This window comes from Streptomyces sp. NPDC127098 (assembly GCF_042722465.1).
In the GTDB taxonomy this organism is placed as follows: domain Bacteria; phylum Actinomycetota; class Actinomycetes; order Streptomycetales; family Streptomycetaceae; genus Streptomyces; species Streptomyces millisiae.
In genome coordinates this window covers 262,080-283,974 of the sequence record NZ_JBHXFJ010000001.1, presented here as the reverse complement: position 1 = coordinate 283,974, position 21,895 = coordinate 262,080, and the positions used below count along the sequence as shown (strand labels likewise).

The window sequence follows — 21,895 nt, the reverse complement described above, 5'->3', positions numbered from 1 at the left end:
GCATGCCCAGCGCCGCCCCCACGACCGCCACCACCGGCGTCGGCCCCCTGCTGCGGGAGTGGCGCCAGCGGGCGGGGGTCAGCCAGCTGGACCTGGCGCTGCGCGCCGACTCCTCGGCCCGGCACATCAGCTTCGTCGAGACGGGCAAGACCCGGCCCAGCCGGGAGATGGTGCTGCGGCTCGCCGAACACCTGGACGTCCCCGTGCGGGAGCGCAACGCCCTGCTCGTCGCCGCCGGTCACGCACCGGAGTACCCGGAGTCCTCGTTCGACTCCCCGGCGCTCGAGGTGGTGCGGCTGGGCCTGGACCGGCTGCTCACCGGCTACGACCCCTACCCGGCGCTCATCCTGGACGGCACCTACCGCGTGTGGGGGGCCAACCGCGGCGCCTCGCTGCTGCTCGACGGCGTCGCTCCCGAGCTGCTCGCCCAGCCGCCCAACGCGATGCGCATCACGCTGCACCCGCGCGGACTCGCCCCACGCATCCTCAACTTCCAGGAATGGCGCGGCCATCTGCTGGACCAGATGCGCCGTCAGCTGGCGCTGCTCCGCTCCGAGCCGCTGCGCGCCCTGTACGAAGAGGTCGCGGCGTACCCCGCGCCGCCCGGCGGCGACGAACGGGCAGGCGAACACAGCCTGGTCGCACTGCCGTTGATCGTCCGGATCAACGGCCGACGGCTGTCGTTCCTCTCCACCATCGCCACGTTCAACACCCCGGTCGACGTGACGGTCTCCGAGCTGGCCCTCGAGACCTTCCTGCCGGCCGACGCGGCGACCGCGCGGCACCTGGCGGAGCTGGCCGGGTAGCCGCGCGTCGGGAGCCGCAGGCGGCGAATCAGCGCGGCACGGCCCGCAGCGCCGCGTACTGGGCCGCCGCGAGAGCGGCCACCACCAGGGCCTGCGCGGGTATCCACACGGCACCGGCGGTGCTCGGCCCCAGCCACAGGACCACGCCGGCGAGGCTGGCCACCGCCCAGGCGGCGTTCGCCTCGATGACGCACCGCACCGCGGTCACCGGCGGCTCAGGCCGGCTCGCCAGCCACCCGACCCCGGCCGCGAACAGCAGCAGGAACGCTCCCACTCCGGCGATCAGCGCGGTGTCCAGGCCGAGCAGCCGCCCGACCGGGCCCGCGGCGGCGAGGTACGCCAGCGCGTTGCCGCCCGTGACGACGGCGTCGAGCGCCAGCCAACGGCGCAGCCTTCGACCGGGCGTGGCGGGCGTGCTGGTGAGGGCGAGTGCGGACATCGGTCATCAGCTCCTTCGGGAGGGGCGGGGTTCTGGCTCCCCCCAACCCTCGCCCCGCCGTGGGCCGGCCGTCGATGACGTGGGAGGTCATGGCCGGCGGCGCGGCCGCCGTCGCAACTGACGGACCGCCTTCCGGCTGCGGGGGACGCGTGAAGCCGCGCCCGGCCGTGTGAACTCCTGGGAAATATCGGCGAGGCGTGGTTGACGGCCGACACGCTACGCGCGTCACACTGATTGGCATGGGCATGAACTTCCGTGCGACCGGGCTCCGCGCCCGGTCCGTCCGGGCCGGCGCCCTCGGCGCCCTGCTGCTGACCTTCCTCGTCGGCGCCCCGGCCACCGCCAGCACCCCCACCCTCGCCCCCACCGGGTCCGCCGCCGCGCTCGCCTACGGCGACGTCTGCTACTCGGACCTCCCCTCCCAGGCCCACGACACCCTCGACCTGATCGAACAGGGCGGCCCCTTCCCCTACCCCCAGGACGGCGGCACCTTCTACAACCGCGAGGGCCTGCTCCCCTCCCAACCCACCGGCTACTACCACGAGTACACGGTGGAGACGCCCGGCAGCTCGACCCGCGGCGCCCGCCGCGTCGTCACCGGCGACTCCTACCAGGAGGACTACTACACCGCCGACCACTACGCCTCGTTCGACCTGATCGACCACGGCTGCTGAGCCGTCCCCCCACCACCTGACCGCGTCCCCCCACCGGCGGCGCCGGGACCGCACCCCACACGGACCCGGCGCCGCCGCCCGCCGCTCCCCACCCCGCCCGAGGCGGTGTTGACCGGACCGCAGGGCCCCCTCGTAGCATCGACCCGAGGTCGAGGACACATCCGGCGAACCTGGGGGCGGCATGGACGTGGTCGATCTGCTGGCGGCCGGCGAGGACTTCACGCGCGACCCGTACCGCTACTTCGCGGCGATGCGCGAGCGTGGCCCCGTGCACCGCGTCCGCCTGCCGGGCGACTACCCGGCCTGGCTGATCGTCGGCCACGCCGAGGCCCGCGCCGCGCTCACCGACCCGCGCCTGGTCAAGGCCTACCCGACCGGCGTCGACGAGACCGACATCGAACGGATCGCGCCGGGCCCGCACCTGCTGATCACCGACCCGCCCGACCACACCCGGCTGCGCCGCCTGGTCTCCCGCGAGTTCACCCCGGGCCGGGTCGCGGCCCTCGCGCCGCGCGTGCGCCAGCTCACCGACGAACTGCTCGACGCGATGCTGGCCGCCCCCGACCGGCGCGCCGACCTGGTCTCCGCCTTCTCCTTCCCGCTGCCGATCACCGTGATCTGCGAACTCCTCGGCGTCCCCTACCTGGACCGGGACCGCTTCCGCCACTGGTCGCAGGTGATGACCGGCGCCGCCGCGATGGACGAGGCAGAGGCGACCCTGGCCGCGATGACCGAGTACCTGATCGGCCTGCTGGCCGCCAAGCGCGAGCAGCCGGGCGACGACCTGCTGAGCGCGCTGCTCGGCACCGCCGACGCCGAAGGCGACCAGCTCTCGCAGGAGGAACTCCTCGGCATGTGCTGGCTGTTGCTCATCGCCGGCCACGAGACCACGGTCGGCCTGATCAGCAACGGGGTGTTGGCGCTGCTGGGCCACCCCGAGCAGCTGGCCGCGCTGCGCGCCGACTGGTCGCTGCTGGACAACGCCGTCGAGGAGATCCTGCGCTACGACGGCCCGGTGCCGACGCCCACCATCCGCTTCGCCGCCGAGGACATCGAACTCGGCGGCGTCGTCATCCCGCGCCGCGACCTCGTCCTCCCCGCCCTCGCCGACGCCGACCGCGACCCGGCCCGCTTCCCCGACCCGAACCGCTTCGACATCCGCCGCGACACCCGCGGCCACCTGGCCTTCGGCCACGGCATCCACTACTGCCTGGGCGCCCCGCTGGCCCGCCTCGAAGGGCGGATCGCGCTGCGCGCCCTGCTGGAACGCGCCCCCGACCTGGCCCTCGACGCCGACCCCGCCGCCGTGCCCTGGCACCCCGGCATCCTCATCCGCGGCCCCCTCCATCTCCCGATCCGCTGGTGACCCCCGCCGCGTACCGCCAGAACTCCCGCATCAGCGGCGGCGGCGTGGGCCCCGTCATGCACACCTGGGTCAGCAGGATCGCGACGCCGCGGGCGGCCGGCACCAGGTGCGCCGCCGTCCCACTGCCGCCGACCCAGCCGTAGCGCCCCGGCACGTTCCACGGATCGACGACCGCCACGTCGACGGAGCCGCCGTAGCCCCAGCCCTGCCCCTCAAGGAAGAGCCGGCCCGCCTCCCGCTGCTCCGCGGTGAGCTGGTCGGTGGTCATCCGCCGCACCGACGCCGCCGACAGCAGCCCCCGGCCGCCGTCCAGCAGCATCCGCGCGAACGCCAACAGGTCGTCCACCGTCGACACCAACCCGCCGGCCCCGGACGGGAAGGCCGGCGGCCGGCTCCACTGACCGGCGGGCTCGTCGGCCACCGCCAACCCGCCCCCGGGAAGCGGCCGGTACAGCGTGGTGAAGCGGCCCAGCTTCCCGGCCGGCACCGCGAAGCCGGTGTCCACCATCCCCAGCGGTTCGAAGAACCGCTCGGCCAGGAACTCGGGCAGCGGCCGGCCCGTGACCCTGGCGACCAGCAGGCCCTGCAGGTCGGAGCAGGTGTTGTACAGCCAGGACTCGCCCGGCTGGTGCAGCAGCGGAACGCGGGCCAGCTCCGCCAGCCACTCGTCCGGCGCGGCGCGGAACTGCGGCTCCAACGGATGGCTCTGCACGCCCTCGAACAACAGCCGGGCGGCGGGCAGCGAGAAGTCCGCCGGGAAGCCGTAGCCGGCCCGCGAGCTGAGCAGGTCCTCGACCGTGATGGCCCGCTCGGCCGGCACCACGTCCGTCACCGGCGCGGCCGGATGCCGCACCACGGCGGGCGCCGCCAACTCCGGCAACCACCGCCCGACCGGATCCGCCAGGCCGATCCGCCCCTCGTCCACCAGCGCCAGCACGGCCGCGGCCGTGACGGGCTTGGTCAGCGAGGCGATCCGGAAGATGCCGTCCCGGCCCACCGGGCCCGCCGCCGCGACCTCCACACGGTCGCCGCCGGCCACCAACGCCACCGCCGCCGGCAGCGAACCGTCCGCCACCCGCCGCCCCAGAACCTCCCGCAGCCCGGCCATCGCTCCACCTTTCGCCCGCCACCCGTGCCGTCGAAAGGGACAGACCCGCGCCGCCTCCCGAACTCATCGGCCGCCGGGTGCCCGGCTGAGCCGGCGGTGGACCCTCCCACGGGGGGAGGGTCCACCATGAGGGCGTGCACGACGAACTGCTCACCATCGGGCGCTTCGCCCGCCTGTGCCGGCTCAGCGTCAAGCAGCTGCGGCACTACGACGAGACGGGGCTGCTGGCCCCGGCCCTGGTGGACGCCGGCTCCGGCTACCGCTACTACGCGCCGGAACAGGCCCGCGACGCCCTGACCATCGCCCTGCTGCGCGAGATGGACCTGCCGCTGGCCGTGATCGCCAGGGCCCTGGCCGCCGAACCCGAGCACCGGGCGGAGATCCTGCGCGCCGAGCGGGACCGGCTGGCCGAGCGGATCAGCAGGGACCAGGCGCGTCTCGGGATGCTGGAGCGGCTGGCGGAGGGCGGCCTGCCCGGCTACGAGGTGACGCTGGGCAGGGAGCCGGAGCGCGGTCTTGCGGTGGTGCGCGCGGTCTGCGCCCCCGCCGAGATCGGGCGGACGGTCGGGGAGTGCCTGGGCCGGCTGCTGACCGTGCTGGGCGAGGCGGGGATCGCCTGGGAGCCGCCGCTGTGCGGGCTCTACCCGCTCGACCTGGCGGAGCGGACGGCGATCGCCCTCGGAGCGCGGACGCCGCACGGGCAGGGCGTCCCCGGCCTGGAGTTCGAGGCGCTGCCAGGCGGGCCCGTCGCCGAGACCGTGCACGTCGGGCCCTACGCCCAACTGCCCCTGGCCTACCACGCGCTCTTCGCCGCCGTGCACGAGCGCGGGCTGCGCCCGTCGGCGCCCGTGCGGGAGACCTACCTCGTCGGCCCCGGCGAGGCCCCGCAGGAGGAGCTCATGACCCGACTGGCCATCCCCGTCCAGGAGAGCACGGCATGACCACGGTGCGGGACGTCGACGCCCGCGGCGGGCAGCACTGCGAGACCACGACCCTCGGGGTGCTGCTGCGGCACCAAGGGCTCGACCTGTCCGAGCCCATGCTCTTCGGCCTCGGCTCCGGCCTGTCGTTCGTCTACTGGGACGCCAGGAACATGGGCTTCCCCTTCCTCGGCGGACGGGTCAGGCCGTTCGAACTCACCAGGAACCTGGCCGCCAGGCTCGGTCTCGACCTCGTCGTCAGGGAGACCACCTCGCCCCGCAGGGCCTGGGAGAACCTGGCGGCCCCCATCGACGCCGGTCGCCCCGTCGGACTCCAACTCGACAGCCATCACCTGGAGTACTTCACCTCGAAGGCGCACTTCGGCGGCCATGTCGTCGCCATGTACGGCTACGACGAACACGACGCCCACCTGGTCGACACCGAACAGCAGGGCGGGGCGGTCACCACCAGCCTGACCAGCCTCGCACAGGCCAGGGCGGCGCGCGGCCCGATGACCGCCAGGCACCGGTCCTTCACCCTCACCGTCCCCCCGGACGCGCCCGCGCCCCGGGACCGGATCGTCCCCGCCGTCACCGCCTGCGCCGACGCCTTCCTCGACCCGCCCATCGCCAACCTCGGCCACCGCGGCGTCGAGAAGGCCGGCAGGCTGGTGCGGACCTGGCTCCAGCGCGCCGAGGACCCGGCCCGTGACCTGCCGGGGTCCGCCCGACTGATGGAGCGGGCCGGCACCGGCGGCGCCCTGTTCCGCAACCTCTACCGCGACTTCCTCGCCGAGTGCGCCCACCTGCTCGACGACGAACACCTGCGCACCGGCCACCGCCTGTACGCCGAGGCGGCCACCGGGTGGACGGAGGTCGCGACCCTGATCACCCGGGCCGGCGAGACGGGCGACGCCGACTGCCTCGAACGGGCGGGCGCCGTCCTGCACGACCTCGCCCGGCTGGAGCGCGACGCCATGCGGGCCCTGAGTCGCCTGGGGGAGTGAGCCGAAGGGCGACCGGTCCGCGCTCAACGGAGGGCGGGTCGGGGAGGGAAGGGGAGCGGCGGGGCGTTTCGCGCCAGCGTGAGCAACAACGCCTCCTCGCCGTGGCGCGCCACCAGCTGGAGCCCGACCGGCGCGCCGTCCGGCGTGCGGCCGGCGGGCAGGGTGACGGCGGGGTGGCCGCTGAGGTTGAACGCCCAGGTCAGGGCGGCCGACACGACAGGACCCGGGCCGTGGTGGCCGTGGGGCCGGTTGGGCGTGGTGGGGGTGGCCAGCAGGTCGACGGCGGCGAACAACGAGGCGAGCGCCGCGTCGTTGAGGGCCCGGTCGCCGCCGCCGGCGCGCAGGGCGGCCCAGGCCGGACCCGGGTCGCGCAGCCGCACCGGCACCTCGACCGGACAAGACCCGGAAGCGCGCGGAGCGCGGCGTGCGCCACCTCCGCCACCGCCGAGTCGGGGTCGGCGAAGCCGAGAGTCGGTGACCAGACGACCCGCGCCGGGCGGTCGGCGGCCGGCGGCACCGGGCCCGCCACCGCCCGCAGCCAGGCCGCGGCGTCGGCGGCCCGCCGGGCCAGCGGGCCGCCGACGTTGAGCCCCGCCCGGTCGCGGGCCGGCAGGCGGCCGTTGGTCGGCTTGAGGCCGATGACGCCGCACCAGGCGGCCGGGATCCGGACCGAGCCGGCGCCGTCGCTACCGGTGGCCAGCGGCACCATGCCGGCGGCGACGGCCACCGCCGAGCCGGCCGACGAGCCGCCGGGGGAGCGGTCGGGCAGCCACGGGTTACGCGTCCGCCCACGGCCCGTCACGCCCCAGGTCCGCCACGCCGTGCCGGGCCCCGGCACGGCGGTGGCGCCCACCGGCACGCAGCCGGCCGCCACCAGCCGCCGGCTCTGCTCGGACCCGCGCCCCTCCGTGGCCTTCACCGCGATCGGCACCCCGGCCAGCGGCGGCCGACCACCACGCCGCACCGCCACGTCCACGGCCCGGGCGTCCGCCAGCGCGGCCGCCCGCCACACCTCGGTGAACGCCCGTAGCCCGCCGTCGAGTTCGGCGATCCGCCGCAGCGCGGCGGCCACCACGTCGACCGCCAGGAGTTCGCCGGAACACACCGCGGTGGCGATGTCGGTCGCGCCCAGGGAGCAGTACTCCTCGTCGTTCACCCAACGCCCTCCGTTCCTTCTCGCGATGCCCGACCTGAACCGGTTTACCCGCCGAGCCCGCCGGGCGCCGGCCCCGTCGAGCGGCGCAGCGTCAGGGAGGGCGCCGCGTCCTGCAGGTCGCCCACCGGGGCGCCGCCGGCCGCCTCCCGCAGGCGCCGCGCCGCGTGCGCGCCGTAGCCGCGGATGTCCCGGCTCAGCGCGGTCAGCGGCGGGTCGACCAGCTCGCACAGCGCCGAGTCGTCCCAGGCCACGATCGACAGGTCGGCCGGCACCGCGAGCCCGAGGCCCCGCGCGGCCGTGAGGCCGGACAGGGCCATCACGTCGTTGTCGTAGAGGATCGCGGTGGGCCGCGTGGCCGGGTCGTCGCGCAGCAGCTCGGCGGTGGCGGCCGCGCCACGCTCGCCGCTGTAGTCGGTCTCCACGGTGCGGCCCACCATGCCCGCGCCCCGCGTGGCCCGCTCGAACGCCGTGGTGCGGACCCAGGTGTGCCGCAGCCGCGCGGGCCCCGCCACCCGCGCGATCCGCCGGTGCCCGAGCTGACGCAGGTGGGAGACGACCGTGGCCACCGCCGCCGCCTCGTCGCTCCACACGGCGGGCAGCGAGCCGGTGCCCAGCGGCGCGCCCAGCACCACGGCCGGCATGCCGAGCTCCTCGAGCACCGGCACCCGCGCGTCGCCCACCTGGAGGTCGACGACGAACACCCCGTCCACCAGGCGCCGCGCCCACCAGTCCCGGTAGAGGGCGATCTCGGCGGCCTGGTCCTCGGCCATGGTGAGCAGCAACGGCGTGGTGTGGCGGACCAGTTCGGCCTGGATGCCGGAGATCAGCTGCATGAAGAACGGTTCCAGGCCCAGCGTGCGGGCCGGCCGGTCGATCACGAGGCCGAAGCTGCCGGCCCGGCCGTCGGAGAGGGCGCGGGCGACGCTGCTCGGCTGCCAGCCGAGCTCGTCCGCGATGGCCAGGATCCGCCGCCTGGTCGGCTCGGACACCCCGGGCCTGCCGTTGAGCGCGAAGGACACGGCAGCCTTGGTGACGCCGGCCCGCCGCGCTATGTCCTGCATGGTGGGACGTTTCACCATCTCCACATCCCCTGCTCCGGAACGGTATTCACCAGGCCGTCCACTAATCCGGTTCAGCTCGGCATGCGAACAAACCGTGACGGGACGCCGAGGTGGCATTGACACCCGGTAATCGACGGCCTTAATTTCCTGCCACGACGCGCCGTCTCGGATCCGTCGTCAGGTCCACGCGCCACCAGATCCACCCGCCCCACCTTCAGGCCGCGCCGCGCCTCCCGTCCACGCGTACCGCGCGGCACGAGCCAGCCGAGCAAGGCCAGCCGAGCATCGGGGAGTCCTCATGACCGTACCGAGCATCGTAGGGGCCCGCCGGGCGGCCGCGGCACGGTGGTCGTCGAGCCGCACGTCCGGTAAGGAGCGCGCCCGATGAGCCAGCCGACCATGACCGGGCCCGACGCCGAGCACGCGACCGACGTCGTGCTGCGCGCCGAGCACCTCGACGTCGTCTACGACGGCGAACGCCCGCTGCACGCCGTCCGCGACGTCAGCCTCGAACTGCGCCGCGGCGAGATCCTCGGCATCGCCGGCGAGCCGGGATGCGGCAAGTCCACCCTCGCCCACGCCATCGGCCGGACGCTGCGCCCGCCCGCCAGGCTCACCCGCGGCCGCGTCACCTTCCACGGCCGGGACGCGGTCGAGACCGACCTCACCGCGCTGCGCGGCGAGGAGTTGCGCGCCTTCCGCCGGAACCGGCTCTCCATGGTCTTCCAGAGCGCCATGAACGCCCTCAACCCCGTCACCACCGTCGGCAGGCAGTTCGACGACATCTTCCGTGCCCACCGCCCCCGGATGGCCGCCGGTGAACGCCGGGAGCGCGCCCGCGAGCTGCTGGCCACCGTCGGCGTCGACCCGGAGCTGGCGCGCGGCCACCCGCACGAGCTGTCCGGCGGCACGCGGCAGCGCGTCGTCATCGCCATGGCCCTCGCCCTCGATCCCGAGGTCGTCATCATGGACGAGCCGACCACCGCCCTCGACCTCGTCGCCCAGCGCGAGATCCTGGACGAGATCGTCGGACTGCGCGACCGGTTCGGCTTCAGCGTCGTCCTCGTCACCCACGACCTCACCCCGCTGCTCGAACTCAGCGACCGGATCGCCGTGATGCACGCCGGGCGCGTCGTGGGGCACGCGCCCACCGCCCGCATCGCGCGCGGCGCCGCGCACCCCTACCCCCGCGGCCTGCCGCGCTCCTTCCCCGACCCGCCCGTGGACGGCCGCCTGCCACCCGCACGCCCCGCACCCGGAGCGGAGCGCACCGCGGTGACGACCACCCCGGACGTGGCGGGCCCGACCGTCGACCACCGGCGCCGTGGCCGGCCGCCAGGACGGGCGGCCGGAAGACCGGCGCCGGAGGGCGGCCCGTCAGCGGCGTGAGGCACAATCGAGCCGATGAGTACCTACCGTGAGCGAGTGAACCGCCGGACGGCGCGGACGACCGTGCAGCGCGCCATCGCCACGCGTGAGCGCCGCTCGCCCGCCTCGGCCCCCCGGGTGCCGACGGTGGGCATCGACATCGGCGGCACCAAGGTGATGGCGGGGGTGGTGGACGCCGACGGCACGGTGCTCGAGCGGCTGCGCACCGAGACCCCGGACAAGTCGAAGAGCCCCAAGGTGGTGGAGGACACCATCACCGAGCTGGTCCTCGACCTCTCCGACCGGCACGACGTGCACGCCGTCGGCATCGGCGCCGCCGGCTGGGTGGACGCCGACCGCTCCCGGGTGCTCTTCGCCCCCCACCTGGCCTGGCGCAACGAGCCGCTGCGCGACGCCCTCGCCGCCCGGCTCGCGGTGCCGGTCCTGGTGGACAACGACGCCAACGCCGCCGCCTGGGGCGAGTGGCGGTTCGGCGCCGGCCGGGGCGCCGACCACCTGGTCATGATCACGCTCGGCACCGGGATCGGCGGCGCCATACTGGAGGGCGGCAAGGTCAAGCGGGGCGCCTACGGGGTGGCCGGGGAGTTCGGCCACATGCAGGTGGTGCCCGGCGGCCACCGCTGCCCGTGCGGCAACCGCGGCTGCTGGGAGCAGTACAGCTCGGGCAACGCGCTGGTGCGCGAGGCCCGCGAGCTGGCCGCCGCCGACTCGCCGGTGGCCCAGCGCACCCTGGACCGGGTGGACGGCCAGATCGCCGACATCACGGGGCCGCTGATCAGCGACCTGGCGCGCGAGGGCGACGCCATGTGCGTCGAGCTGCTGGAGGACGTCGGCCGCTGGCTCGGCGTCGGCATCGCCAACCTGGCCGCCGCGCTCGACCCGGCCTGCTTCGTGATCGGCGGCGGCGTCAGCGACGCCGACGACCTGCTGATCCGGCCGGCCAGGGAGGCGTTCAGGCGCCAGCTGACCGGCCGCGGCTACCGCCCCGAGGCGAAGATCGTCCGGGCCGAGCTCGGCGCCGAGGCCGGCATGGTCGGCGCCGCCGACCTGGCCCGGCTGATCGCCCGCCGCTTCCGCCGCGCCAACCGCCGCCGCGCGGCGCGCGCCGAGCGGGTGCACCACCGCACCGGTTTCGACCTGCTCACCCCGAGGGGACGGACGGCCAGACCATGACCAGCACCGTCACCCCCACCACCGCGCCCGCCGGCCCTCAGCGACCGCCGCACCGGCCCCGCCACCGCTGGCTCGCGTTCGTCACCGTCTTCCTGCTGATCGCCATCCCGGCCGGCTATCTGGCGCTCTCCGCCTACCAGAGCCGTGACAGCGGCGAGGACAAGGCGCGCACGGCGTCGGCGCGGGCGCTGATCTACGAGTGGCCGAGCAAGGTCAGCCGCCGGATCTACGACATCCCCATCCCGGAGGGCGCGGCCTACGTCGGTTACTACGAGACCAACTCGTGGGAGCGGAGCACCATGTATGTCGAGTTCCGGTGTTCTCCAGGGCAACTGAGTGGCTTCCTTGAGGAGTTGGGCGCCGACTACGGCGATCTGGAGGAGGGCGTCACCATCAGCCGGGCCGAGGCGGACACGGTCGGCTGGAACTTCGACGACCCGTCCCGGGTGTTCGCCGGGACCGTGATCCACCAGTCGGGCGCCGAACCGGAGGTGTCCGTGACCGTCGACCTCACCCGCGAGGAGCGTCCCCGGCTGTTCGTGGTCTCGACGACCGAGCCCTGACGCGGTCCTGGCGACCCCGACGAGGTGGGGGAGCGCCACTACTCGGGCACCCGGCCGGACGGGTTGCGGGAGGGGCCTGAGCTGGCGGGACATGCCTATCCTGCCCGCATGAACGACACGCCCCTCATAGCCGGAACCGCCCACCCCGACCCGCTCCGCCAGCTCGGCCTGGACGAGCTGCGACGGCGCACCAGCATGAAGTGGCGCACCTACCCGGCGGACGTGCTGCCGCTGTGGGTGGCCGAGATGGACGTGCCGCTCGCCGAGCCGGTCGCGCGGGCCGTCGTGGACGCGGTGGCGCGCGGCGACACCGGCTATCCGGTGGGCACGGCCTACGCCGAGGCGCTGGCCGGCTTCGCGAGCGAACGCTGGGGGTGGGACGGCCTCGCCGTGGAGCGCACGTCCGTCGTGCCGGACGTGATGCTCGGCGTCGTCGAGATGCTGAGGCTGGTGACCGACCCCGGCGACGCGGTGGTGGTCAACTCGCCGGTGTACCCGCCGTTCTACATGTTCGTGCGCAGCATGGACCGGCGGGTGGTCGAGGCGCCGCTCGGCCCGGAGGGACGGCTCGACCTCGGCGCGATCGAGGACGCCTTCGCGCGGTCGACCGCCGGCGGGCGGCGGGCCGCGCTGCTGCTGTGCAACCCGCAGAACCCGACCGGCACCGTGCACACCGCCGAGGAGCTGACGGCGGTCGCGGCGCTGGCCGACCGGCACGGGGTGCGGGTGGTCGCCGACGAGATCCACGCGCCGCTCACCGCCCCGAGCGCCCGCTTCGTGCCGTATCTGAGCGTGCCGGGCGGCGAGCACGGCCTGTCCCTGATGTCCGCGTCCAAGGGCTGGAACCTGGCCGGGCTCAAGGCCGCGCTCGCCGTCGCCGGCCCGGCGGCCGCCGCCGACCTGGCGCGGATGCCGGAGGAGGTGACGCACGGGCCGAGCCACGTGGGCGTGCTCGCCCACACCGCCGCGCTGCGGGACGGCGGCGACTGGCTGGACGCGCTGCTCGCCGGGCTCGCCGAGAACCGCCGGCTGCTGGACCGGCTGCTCGCCGAGTCGCTGCCGGCGATCCGCCACCGGCCCGCCGAGGCGACCTACCTGGCCTGGCTCGACTGCCGGGAGCTCGGTCCTGACCACGAGCCGGCGGCGTTCTTCCTGGACCGGGCCCGCGTCGCGCTCAACGCGGGCACCGACTTCGGCACCGGCGGCGCCGGCCACGTGCGGCTCAACCTGGCCACCTCCCCGACCGTCCTGACCGAGGCGGTCCAGCGGATGGCCGCGGCCGTCGCCGGCCTCCGGGACGGGTCGGCCTAGGCCGTCGGCGCCAGCCGTTCCTCGGCCAGCCGCCTGGCGACCCGCTCCAGCAGCGGGCCCGCCTCGGCGATGCAGCGGCGTGGGTCAGGCTCCAGGTCGGTCAGGGGGTAGGCGGCCTCGATGCCGGCGGCCCGCAGGGCCGGCTCGTCGATGGCGAGCCGGCCGCAGACCGCCACCACGGGCCGTCCCGCGGCCCTGGCGGCGGCGGCCACGCCGGCCGGCGCCTTGCCGTGCAGGGTCTGCTCGTCCAGCGAACCCTCGCCGGTGATCACCAACTCGGCCTGGGCCAGCGCCCGTTCGAAGCCCAGCAGCTCCAGCATGACCTCGATGCCGGGACGGAAGACGGCCCCCAGACCGATCAGCGCGCCGAAGCCGATGCCGCCGGCGGCGCCCGCGCCCGGCGCGGCGGCGTACTCGGCGGCCCGCCCGCCCTCGGTGCGCTCCAGCACCCGCGCGAAGTGGGCGAGCGCCGCGTCCAGCGCCTCCACGTCCATCGGGTCGGCGCCCTTCTGCGGCCCGTAGACGGCGGCGGCGCCGCGCGGCCCGGTCAGCGGGTTGTCCACGTCGCTGGCCAGCACGAACTCCGTGTCCTTCAGCCGCGGGTCGAGCCGGGAGAGGTCCATGGTGGCCAACTCCCGCAGCGGGCCGCCGCCCTGCGGCAGCGGGTCGCCGTCCTCGTCCAGCAGCCGGGCGCCGAGCGCTGTCAGCATGCCGGCGCCGCCGTCCGTGGTCGCCGAGCCGCCCACGCCCAGCACGACCGTGCGCGCCCCGGCGTCGAGGGCCGCCGTGATCAACTCGCCCGTGCCGTACGTGGTCGCGGTGAGCGGCGCGAAGGTGAACGGCGGCAGCAGCCGCAGCCCGGAGGCCTGCGCCATCTCGATCACGGCCGTGTCGCCGCGCAGCGCGAACGAGGCGTCGACCGGCAGCCCGAGCGGCCCGGTGACGGTCACCTCGCGTGGCGTGAAACCGCCGGCCACCGCTGCGTCCACCGTGCCGTCGCCACCGTCGGCCACCGGCAGCGCCTCGACCACGACGCCCGGCCGGACGGCGTGGATCCCGGCCGCCACGTGCTCGGCCACCTCGGCCGCGGTGAGCGATCCCTTGAACTTGTCAGCGGCGATCAGCACGCGCCCGGTCCCCGTGTCCGTCATCTCCGGCCCCTGTGGTCGTTGCGGTTGCGTTCGTTGCGGTTGCGTCGCGAATGGAACAGCCCAAGCGGCCCCGACCCTATCCGGCCACGCTGTCCCGATCCATGGCCGGCGGGTGCGACGAACGCCACCCCGGCGGTCAGGCGCCCGCTCAGACGGGGGTGTTCATCCCCAGCCGCCGCCACACCGCCTTCGCCGCGTTGTGCCCCGACATGCCGTGCACGCCCGGCCCCGGCCAGGTGGCCTGGGAGCACAGGAAGACCGCCGGGTGCGGGGTGGAGTGCGGGGACCACGCCAGCCGTGGCCGGAACATGGTCTGCAGGCCGCGGAACGCGCCGCAGTTGATGTCGCCGTCCACGTAGTTGGCGTTCCGCCGGGCCAACTCCTTCGGCCCGGCCACCGCCCGGGCCAGCACCAGGTCGCGGAAGCCCGGCGCGAACCGGTCGAGCTGCCGCTCGATGGCCTCGGTCAGGTCGCCGTCCCAGCCGGCCGGCACATGGCCGTAGACCCACAGCACGTGCTTGCCCTCCGGGGCCCGACCCGGGTCGATCAGCGTCGGCTGGGAGGTGATCAGGAACGGTCGGTCCGGCGCCTGGCCGCGCACCGAGGCCGAGCGCAGCGCCGTGGCGATCTCGCCGCTCGACGGGCCGATGTGCACGGTCCCGGCCCGCCACGCCTCGGACGCCGTCCACGGCATGGGGCCGTCCAGCGCGTAGTCGATCTTGAAGGCGGCGGCGCCGTGCCGGAAGCCCCGGAACGCCCGCCCGAGGCCCGCGATCCTGGCCAGCGCGGACGGCGAGGTGTCGAAGACGTAGGCCCGCGCCGGCGGCAGCTCGTCGAGCCGCCGCACCTCCACGCCGGTGTGGATGGTTCCGCCGAGGTCCCGCAGATAGGCGGCCAGCGCGTCGGAGATGGCCTGCGAGCCGCCCCGCGCGATCGGCCAGCCGCGCTCGTGCGCGGCCAACGCGAAGACCAGCGCGATGGCGCTGGTCGCCGGGGTGCTCGTCGGCGAGATCACGTGCGCCGCCAGGCCGGTCAGCAGCGCCCGCGCCCGGTCGTCCCGGAACCGCCTGGTCAGCCACGAGATCGGCGGCAGACCCGTGAGGCCGAACCGGCCGAGCGTCACCGGGTCGCGCGGCAGCCCGTCCCACGGGACCTTGAGGAAGTCCCCGACCAGCGAGTCCCAGCGGCCGAGGTACGGCGCCACCAGGCGTCGGTAGGCACCCGCGTCCCGTGGCCCGAAGGAGGCCGCCGTCTCGCCGACCGAGCGCGCCAGCACCGCGGCGGTCCCGTCGGGGAAGGGATGGGCGAGCGGCAGTTCGGCGTGCAGCCAGCGCAGCCCGTACCGTTCGAGCGGCATCCGGGAGAACGCCGGCGAGCCGACGCCCATCGGATGCGCGGCGGAGCACGGGTCGTGCCGGAAGCCGGGGAGCGTCAACTCCTCGGTGCGGGCGCCGCCCCCGACGGTCTCCTTCGCCTCGAAGACCTCGACCGACATCCCGCGTCTGGCCAACTCCACGGCGGCGGTCAGCCCGTTGGGCCCGGCACCCACCACGACCACGTCACGCAACGTCGGCACTACGGCTCCCCTCACCGCTGAGGACCGGCCCGGTCGTCCGCCCGGCCGGCCCCGGGGGACCGAGGATACGCGGCCGGCCGGGGCGCGGTTCGGGCGGCCGTGGCCATCGGCGCGGCGCCCGGCGGGGGGTCGTCAGGCGGCACCGTCCGGCGTCGGGCCGGTGAGGAGGGCGAGTACCCGGCGGGCCGTGGCCTCGTCCCTGGCCGCGGTGAACGGCAGCGCGTTGCCGCCGGCGATGTCGAACGGTCGGTCGGCGAGGGTCAGGTGGCTGCCGCCCGCCTCGGTCACCAGCAGCAGGCCGGCCGCGTGGTCCCAGGCCAGCTCCCAGGAGAACGCCACGGCGTCCAGCAGGCCGCGCGCGACCGCCAGGTACTCCAGGCCGGCCGAGCCACAGGCCCGCGGCGCCACCCCGTCCGCCCACAGCCCTGACAGGGCGCGCTTCTGGTCGTCCGTGGTGAAGTCGGGGTGCGAGGCCGCCACTTCGAGGACCTTGTCGGCGCGCGGCGCGCCGGACCGCAGGGGACGGCCGTTGAGCGTGGCGCCGGCGCCGCGGCGGGCGTACGCCAGCTGCTCGCGCGCCGGCGCGTAGGTCCAGGAGGCCAGCGGCCGCCCCCGGTGCACCAGGGCGACCAGGACGCAGAAGCCGGGCTCGCCGCGCACGAACTGCCGGGTGCCGTCGATCGGGTCGACGATCCACACCGGGGCGTCGCCGGCCAGCGCGCCGTAGACCGTGGGGTCCTCGTGGACCGCCTCCTCGCCCACCACCACCGAGCCCGGCAGCAGCCGCACCAGCTCCTCGGTCAGCCGGCGCTCGGCGGCGCGGTCGGCGACCGTCACCAGGTCGTGCGGCCCCGCCTTCACGGAGACCTCGTGCGCGGCGAGCCGGCGCCAGCGCGGCATCACCTCGTCGTCGGCGGCCGCCCGCACGGCCTTCTCCACCCTCGCCACCAGCTGCTCGTCAATCATGACCTCAGCTAAGCACGCGGCCGGCCACCCCCGTCACCTGGGCTTATGCGACACCGGCGCGGCGCAGCTCGCTGGTGATCGCGTAGTGGTGGCTGGGCGAGACCCGGCGGGCCGCGTCGAGCAGCAGCGGGGCCACCACCCGGGGGTCCTGCGTCGCGGCCCGCGCCGCCTCCTCCGCCGTCCTGGCCCGCACCAGCGCCGTCAGCAGCGTCACCGCCTCGTCCGCCCGGCCGGTCCTGGCCAGCTCGGCGGCGATCGTGCCGGCCTCGGGCGCCGGGCGGGCCGCGCCCTGGCGCAGCAGCTGCTCGCAGTCGCGGTGGCGGCCGGAGGCGGCCAGCGCCTCGGCCACGGCCGCCAGCGGCCCGGGCGGCAGTGAGGCGGCCTCCCACAGCAGCGTCGCCGCGTCGGACGCCATCCCGGCCCGCTCCAACTCGGCCAGCAGCAACGGCATTCGGCTGGCGGGACCGCCGGCCGCCTCGGAGAGCAGCACGTGCGCCACCCCGCTCTGGCCGTCGGCGCGCAGCTTCCGCAGCCGCTCGACGGCGTCGAGCGCGACCCGGTACTCCTCGGCGGCGAGCCGCTCCTGGCGCTCCCGCGGCGACTCCGGCCGCGCCTCCTGCCGCACCTCCGGTGGCGGCCCCTGGCGCGCCTCCCGCCTGGTCTCCCGCAGCGCGCCGGCGAACCGCGAGCCGCTCGGCAGCGGCGCGGTCGGCGGGGGTGTGGCCGCCGGCGGCCCGGCGGCCTGCCGGGGGACCCGCGGGGGCTCAGCCGGGGGCGGCGGCGTCTCCTCGATGCCGGCGAACCGCGCGCCCCTGGGCTTGCGCGCCGGCTTGCGTGGCGGCGTGGACTCCGGGGACCTGGCCTCCGCCGCCCGCCGGTCCATCAGCGCCGCGAGCCGCGCCCGCAGCTCGGCCCGGCGCGCCACGACCCGCTCCTCGTCGTCCTGCGCCCACATCCGCAGCGCGGCGAGCCGCTCGGCCTCCCTGGCCTGCCCGGCCCGCTTCGCGTCGTCCTCAGCCACCACCAACTTCCGCTGCTGGGCCCGTAGTTGACGCTCCGAGCGATCCAGGTCGGCCAGCCGCCCGGTCAACGACTCGTGGGCGCCGGGCAACGCGTCCTGCGCCCTGGCGGCGGCCTCGTAGCCGCCACGCAGCTGCCGGGCCGCGCTCTCCGCCGCCTCCGCGCCGTGCCGGGAGGCGAGATCCTGGAGGAGGTCCGCCACCGCGTCCCACGGCGGCAGGGCACGCCCCGCCAACCACTCCGTCAACTCGGGTCCGCTGCGCCGCGCGAAGGCGGCGAACCAGCCGGACTCCGGATCGAGAGTCTCCGTGACCCTCCGCAGTGCCGCCGTGAACTCGGCAAGCCGAGCGGTCAGTTCCTGAGCCATGGGGACACCTGCCATGCCGGTAACTGAAGCCAAGCCATGTTACGACTTCTGTTTCCGAACGGCTACGGGGAGTTTTCGACCTTCTCTTTTCGGTCTTCGCCCGTTGTCGAATCGGTGTCGAACGCGCCAGCGACCCCCGTGGGTCAACGACCGACGGCGTAACCTTGCATCCCCCTCGGGTTGGCCGCCGCCGACAGCGTCCCGGACTCCGGGTCGCGGGCCACCGCGCAGAGCCGCCCGACCGACCAGGGCTCGGCCACCGTCACCAGATGTCCGCGGCGCCGCAGTTCGGCCACGGTCGCCTCGTCGAACCTGCCCTCGACGGTGACGCTCCCCGGCTGGGTGCCGCGCGGGTAGAACGAGCTGGGGAAGCTGTCCTGGTGCCAGTTGGGGGCGTCGATCGCGCCCTGCAGGTCGAGTCCGCCGCGCACCGCGGGGCGCAGCGCCGCGGCGAGGAAGAAGTGCAGCTGCCACTGGTCCTGCTGGTCGCCGCCCGGCGTGCCGAAGGCCAGCACCGGCTCCCCGCCACGCAGCGCGAGCGAGGGGCTGAGCGTGGTGCGCGGCCGCCGCCCCGGCGTGAGCGAGGAGGGCAGCCCCTCCTCCAGCCAGGTCATCTGGAGCCGGGTGCCGAGCGGGAAGCCGAGCTCCGGGATCACCGGGCTCGACTGCAGCCAGCCGCCGCTCGGCGTGGCGCTCACCATGTTGCCCCAGCGGTCCACCACGTCCACGTGGCAGGTGTCGCCCCTGGTCTCCCCGGTGCGCGCCACCGTCGGCTCGCCGACCCCGGAGATCGCGCCCGGCGCCTGCGGCAGCTCGTCGGCCGTCCGGCCGGCGAGCGTGCTGATCGCGGGGGTCCGCCCGCCCGGGCTGCCGGGCCGCAGCTCGTCCGAGGCCGACGCGCCGATCAACGCCCGCCGCTCCGCGTTGTACCCGGCCGACAGCAGCTCGTCCAGCGGCACCGGCGCGGCATCGCCGTACCAGGCCTCCCGATCCGCCATGGCAAGCTTGCTCCCCTCGATGAGGGTGTGCAGGTACTCCGGCGTTCCGTACGCGTCGGCGTCGATCCCGTCGTCGAGCAGGGCGAGCTGCTGCGGCAGCACCGGCCCCTGGCTCCAGGGCCCGGCCTTGCAGACCGTCCAGCCGCGCCACTCGTAGCGCACCGGCTCCTCGTAGCCGGCCGACCAGCCGGCCAGGTCCTCGCCGGTCAGCACCCCGGCGTGCCGCTCGCCAGAGGAGTCCATGGCCGGGGTGGCCGCGTGCGCCGCGATCGCCTCGCCGACGAAGCCCTCGCGCCATACCCGCCGGGCGGCGTCGATCCTGCCCTCCCGGCTGCCGGTCGTCGCGCCCGCCTCCCGCAGCACCCGGCGCCAGGTGGCCGCGAGCGCCGGGTTGCGCAACAGCGCGCCGGGTGCCGGTGAGCGCCCCCCGGGCAGGTAGATCTCGGCCGAGGAGGTCCACTCGGTCTCGAACAGCTCGCGCACGCTCTCCACCGTGGCCCCGATCCGCTCCACCGCCGGGTGGCCGTGCTCCGCGTAGCCGATGGCGTAGGCCAGCACCTCGGCGAGCTCGAAGGTGCCGTGGTCGCGCAGCAGCGTCAGCCAGGCGTCGAACGCGCCGGGCACCACGGCGGCCAGCGGACCGGTGCCGGGCACCAGGTCGAGGCCGAGCCCCCGGTAGTGCTCGATGGTGGCCCCCGCCGGCGCGGGCCCCTGCCCGCACAGCACCCGCACCTCGCCACCCGCCGGCGCCAGGATGATCGGCACGTCCCCCGCCGGCCCGTTGAGGTGCGGCTCGACGACGTGCAGCACGAACCCGGCGGTCACCGCCGCGTCGAAGGCGTTGCCGCCCCGTTCCAGTACGGCCATCGCCGACTGGGAGGCGAGCCAGTGGGTGCTGGATACCATGCCGAAGGTGCCCTGCAGGGTGGGACGCGTGGTGAACATGCGGCGGAGCATACGCTTTTCGCACTAAGGGCGACGAGGGTGTCGAACGCCGCTCGCGGGGAGTGCGACGGTGACGCGGATCCCGCCGTCGGGGCGCGGGGCGAGGCCGAGTGTCCCGCCGTGTGCGCGGGTGATGCTCTGGGCGATCGCCAGGCCGAGGCCGACCCCCGCGTGATCGGTGCGGATGCGTTCCGTGCCGCGCCGGAACGGTTCGGTGAGCGTCGAGACCAGCTCCGGGGTGAGCTGCTCGCCGGTGTTCTCGACGGTGAGCACCGCCGTCCCGGGGCGGACCCCGGTGCTGACCCACACGGTGCCCCGCTCGGGCAGGTTGTGGACGATGGCGTTGTGCACGAGGTTCGTGGTCAGCTGCAGCAGGAGCGACGGCGAGCCGACCGTGGGCGCGGCGTCGCCGCGGGTCTCGACGGTGACGCCGTGCTTCTCCGCGAGGGGGAGGAGCGTTTCGGTGGCCTCTTCCGCCATGAGGGACAGATCGACGTGTTCCCGGTCGAAGGACCGCTGGTCGGCGCGGCTGAGCAGCAGCAGCGCCTCGGTGAGGTCGATCGCGCGGGCGTTGACGGTGCGGAGGCGGTCGACGAGTTCGCCGACGTCGTGGTCCGGGTCGGTGCGGGCCACGTCGAGCAGCGCCTTCGAGATCGCCAGCGGGGTACGCAGCTCGTGCGAGGCGTTGGCCGCGAACCTCTGCTGTTCGGCGACGTGGGATTCGAGTTGTTCGAGCATGGTGTCGAACCCGTCGGCGAGTTCGCGGAACTCGTCCCTGGGGCCCTCCATGCGGATCCGGTGGGACAGCGATCCGTCCGAGGCCAGTCGTGCCGCGTCCGCGATCCGGGTGAGCGGGGCGAGCATCCGGCCGGCGAGGATCCACCCTCCCAGGAGACCGAACACGAGGAGGAAGGCGAGTGCCGCGACCGTGGCGGGGATGAAGCCGCTCATCAGCTGGGCGCGGTCGGGCCCGGTGATGATCACGGCGTCGCCCCCGGCCTCGCGTGGCGGGTCGTTGGTCGTCGGCACCCAGCGCAGCACGAATATCCACATCACGGCGAGCAGGAGGGTGCCGGCGAGGAGAAGGAATCCGGCATAGCTGACGGTGAGTTTCAGTCGGGCACTGAGCCCCGGGCGTCTATTCACGACCTGCGCCGTCGGGAATGGTGTCGATGCCCGTGTCGATTCGGTAGCCGACGCCCGGCACGGTGGCGATGATCCAGGGTTCGCCGAGCCGTTTACGCAGTGCCGAGACGGTGATGCGGACGGCGTTGGTGAACGGGTCGGCGTTCGCGTCCCACGCGCGTTCCAGGAGTTCTTCCGCGGAGACGACACCGCCCTCGGCGGCGACCAGGACTTCCAGCACGGCGAACTGTTTCCTGGTGAGCGCGACATAGCGGCCGTCCCGGTAGACCTCCCTGCGGAACGGGTCGAGACGCAGTCCTGCGATCTCCCGCACGGGGGGCCTGCTGTGGGCGCGTCTGCGGTCGAGCGCCCTCAGCCGAAGCGCCAGTTCCTGGAGTTCGAAGGGCTTGGTGAGGTAGTCGTCGGCACCGAGTCCGAACCCGGAGGCCTTGTCGTCGAGACGGTCGGCCGCGGTGAGCATCAGGATCGGCATGCCGCTGCCGGAGGCGACGATGCGTTGCGCGATCTCGTCACCGGAAGGTCCGGGGATGTCGCGGTCGAGGACGGCGATGTCGTAGGTGTTGACGTCCAGCAGTTCCAGCGCGGTGTCGCCGTCCCCGGCGATGTCGGCGGCGATCGCCTCCAGGCGGAGGCCATCGCGGATGGCCTCCGCCAGAAAGGGTTCGTCCTCGACAACCAACACACGCATGCGCTCGATGCTACGAGACCGCCGTATATCGTCGGCATATCGAAAATCCCATACCGGCCGGCAAC

At 75.0% G+C, this 21,895-nt stretch carries 21 protein-coding genes; 9 read left to right on the top strand and 12 right to left on the bottom strand.

Annotated features, from left to right (window positions below; translation table 11 throughout):
• Nucleotides 1-2: 2 nt before the first annotated feature.
• The gene (locus tag ACFWI8_RS01245; RefSeq protein WP_387084210.1) at nt 3-806 is read left to right on the top strand and encodes a helix-turn-helix domain-containing protein; all 804 of its coding nucleotides are present in this window, start codon (nt 3-5) and stop codon (nt 804-806) included.
• A gap of 28 nt (nt 807-834) precedes the next feature.
• Here ACFWI8_RS01245 and ACFWI8_RS01240 read toward each other — a convergent pair whose 3' ends face one another.
• Nucleotides 835-1,245: a hypothetical protein gene (locus ACFWI8_RS01240; protein WP_387084208.1), complete on the bottom strand. Its 411-nt coding sequence runs from the start codon at nt 1,243-1,245 to the stop codon at nt 835-837.
• A 239-nt stretch (nt 1,246-1,484) separates the two neighbouring features.
• Here ACFWI8_RS01240 and ACFWI8_RS01235 point away from each other — a divergent pair, with 239 nt between their 5' ends.
• Nucleotides 1,485-1,919 (top strand): ribonuclease domain-containing protein, encoded by a 435-nt coding sequence (locus ACFWI8_RS01235; RefSeq protein WP_387084206.1) that lies wholly within the window; start codon nt 1,485-1,487, stop codon nt 1,917-1,919.
• Nucleotides 1,920-2,100: 181 nt separating this feature from the next.
• Nucleotides 2,101-3,285 (top strand): cytochrome P450, encoded by a 1,185-nt coding sequence (locus ACFWI8_RS01230; protein ID WP_387084204.1) that lies wholly within the window; start codon nt 2,101-2,103, stop codon nt 3,283-3,285.
• On the opposite strand, the gene ACFWI8_RS01225 is transcribed toward ACFWI8_RS01230, so the two are convergent.
• Nucleotides 3,248-4,393: a serine hydrolase domain-containing protein gene (locus ACFWI8_RS01225; protein ID WP_387084202.1), complete on the bottom strand. Its 1,146-nt coding sequence runs from the start codon at nt 4,391-4,393 to the stop codon at nt 3,248-3,250. The two genes, ACFWI8_RS01230 and ACFWI8_RS01225, sit on opposite strands and share 38 nt — an antisense overlap.
• 134 nt (nt 4,394-4,527) lie before the next feature.
• Here ACFWI8_RS01225 and ACFWI8_RS01220 point away from each other — a divergent pair, with 134 nt between their 5' ends.
• Together ACFWI8_RS01220 and ACFWI8_RS01215 are read left to right on the top strand one after the other, a co-directional pair.
• Nucleotides 4,528-5,334: a MerR family transcriptional regulator gene (locus tag ACFWI8_RS01220; RefSeq protein ID WP_387084200.1), complete on the top strand. Its 807-nt coding sequence runs from the start codon at nt 4,528-4,530 to the stop codon at nt 5,332-5,334.
• Nucleotides 5,331-6,320 carry a BtrH N-terminal domain-containing protein gene (locus tag ACFWI8_RS01215; RefSeq protein WP_387084199.1) on the top strand — a complete coding sequence of 330 codons (990 nt, stop codon included), beginning with the start codon at nt 5,331-5,333 and terminating at the stop codon, nt 6,318-6,320. Before ACFWI8_RS01220 ends, ACFWI8_RS01215 begins: the two co-directional genes overlap by 4 nt.
• Nucleotides 6,321-6,343: 23 nt before the next feature.
• On the opposite strand, the gene ACFWI8_RS01210 is transcribed toward ACFWI8_RS01215, so the two are convergent.
• Genes ACFWI8_RS01210 through ACFWI8_RS01200 form a run of 3 tightly spaced genes read right to left on the bottom strand, consistent with a single transcriptional unit; the run spans nt 6,344 to nt 8,555 of the window.
• The gene (locus tag ACFWI8_RS01210; protein ID WP_387084197.1) at nt 6,344-6,613 is read right to left on the bottom strand and encodes an amidase family protein; all 270 of its coding nucleotides are present in this window, start codon (nt 6,611-6,613) and stop codon (nt 6,344-6,346) included.
• A complete protein-coding gene (locus ACFWI8_RS01205; protein WP_387084195.1) occupies nt 6,520-7,476 on the bottom strand; it encodes an amidase family protein in 957 nt (318 codons plus the stop codon). The genes ACFWI8_RS01210 and ACFWI8_RS01205 overlap by 94 nt, the downstream gene beginning before the upstream one ends.
• A 44-nt stretch (nt 7,477-7,520) precedes the next feature.
• Nucleotides 7,521-8,555, bottom strand: coding sequence for a LacI family DNA-binding transcriptional regulator (locus ACFWI8_RS01200; protein WP_387084193.1), 1,035 nt, complete (start codon nt 8,553-8,555; stop codon nt 7,521-7,523).
• A gap of 366 nt (nt 8,556-8,921) precedes the next feature.
• On the opposite strand from ACFWI8_RS01200, the gene ACFWI8_RS01195 reads away from it, so the two are divergent.
• The 4 genes from ACFWI8_RS01195 (at nt 8,922) to ACFWI8_RS01180 (ending at nt 12,973) form a co-directional block, all read left to right on the top strand.
• Nucleotides 8,922-9,926, top strand: a complete 1,005-nt coding sequence (locus tag ACFWI8_RS01195) for an ABC transporter ATP-binding protein (RefSeq protein ID WP_387084191.1) — start codon at nt 8,922-8,924, stop codon at nt 9,924-9,926.
• A 15-nt stretch (nt 9,927-9,941) separates the two neighbouring features.
• Complete coding sequence (locus tag ACFWI8_RS01190; RefSeq protein WP_387084189.1) at nt 9,942-11,099, top strand: ROK family glucokinase; 1,158 nt, start codon at nt 9,942-9,944, stop codon at nt 11,097-11,099.
• Nucleotides 11,096-11,662: a hypothetical protein gene (locus tag ACFWI8_RS01185; RefSeq protein ID WP_311602696.1), complete on the top strand. Its 567-nt coding sequence runs from the start codon at nt 11,096-11,098 to the stop codon at nt 11,660-11,662. The genes ACFWI8_RS01190 and ACFWI8_RS01185 overlap by 4 nt, the downstream gene beginning before the upstream one ends.
• A 108-nt stretch (nt 11,663-11,770) precedes the next feature.
• Nucleotides 11,771-12,973 carry a MalY/PatB family protein gene (locus tag ACFWI8_RS01180; protein WP_387084188.1) on the top strand — a complete coding sequence of 401 codons (1,203 nt, stop codon included), beginning with the start codon at nt 11,771-11,773 and terminating at the stop codon, nt 12,971-12,973.
• Here ACFWI8_RS01180 and ACFWI8_RS01175 read toward each other — a convergent pair.
• The 7 genes from ACFWI8_RS01175 to vanR-Sc all read right to left on the bottom strand — a co-directional run bounded on the left by ACFWI8_RS01175 (nt 12,970) and on the right by vanR-Sc (nt 21,830).
• Nucleotides 12,970-14,124: a glycerate kinase gene (locus tag ACFWI8_RS01175; RefSeq protein ID WP_387084186.1), complete on the bottom strand. Its 1,155-nt coding sequence runs from the start codon at nt 14,122-14,124 to the stop codon at nt 12,970-12,972. The two genes, ACFWI8_RS01180 and ACFWI8_RS01175, sit on opposite strands and share 4 nt — an antisense overlap.
• Nucleotides 14,125-14,272: 148 nt before the next feature.
• Nucleotides 14,273-15,700, bottom strand: coding sequence for a phytoene desaturase family protein (locus ACFWI8_RS01170; RefSeq protein ID WP_387084184.1), 1,428 nt, complete (start codon nt 15,698-15,700; stop codon nt 14,273-14,275).
• A gap of 132 nt (nt 15,701-15,832) precedes the next feature.
• On the bottom strand, nt 15,833-16,666 hold the full coding sequence (locus ACFWI8_RS01165) for an inositol monophosphatase family protein (protein ID WP_387084182.1): 834 nt from the start codon (nt 16,664-16,666) through the stop codon (nt 15,833-15,835).
• Between the two features lie 43 nt (nt 16,667-16,709).
• The gene (locus ACFWI8_RS01160; RefSeq protein ID WP_387084180.1) at nt 16,710-18,053 is read right to left on the bottom strand and encodes a hypothetical protein; all 1,344 of its coding nucleotides are present in this window, start codon (nt 18,051-18,053) and stop codon (nt 16,710-16,712) included.
• Nucleotides 18,054-18,196: 143 nt separating this feature from the next.
• A complete protein-coding gene (locus ACFWI8_RS01155; RefSeq protein WP_387084178.1) occupies nt 18,197-19,996 on the bottom strand; it encodes a gamma-glutamyltransferase family protein in 1,800 nt (599 codons plus the stop codon).
• Nucleotides 19,997-20,020: 24 nt separating this feature from the next.
• A complete protein-coding gene (locus ACFWI8_RS01150; RefSeq protein ID WP_387084176.1) occupies nt 20,021-21,142 on the bottom strand; it encodes a sensor histidine kinase in 1,122 nt (373 codons plus the stop codon).
• Nucleotides 21,135-21,830, bottom strand: coding sequence for a VanSc-type vancomycin resistance response regulator transcription factor VanR (vanR-Sc, locus tag ACFWI8_RS01145; RefSeq protein ID WP_387084174.1), 696 nt, complete (start codon nt 21,828-21,830; stop codon nt 21,135-21,137). Before vanR-Sc ends, ACFWI8_RS01150 begins: the two co-directional genes overlap by 8 nt.
• Between the last annotated feature and the right edge of the window lie 65 nt (nt 21,831-21,895).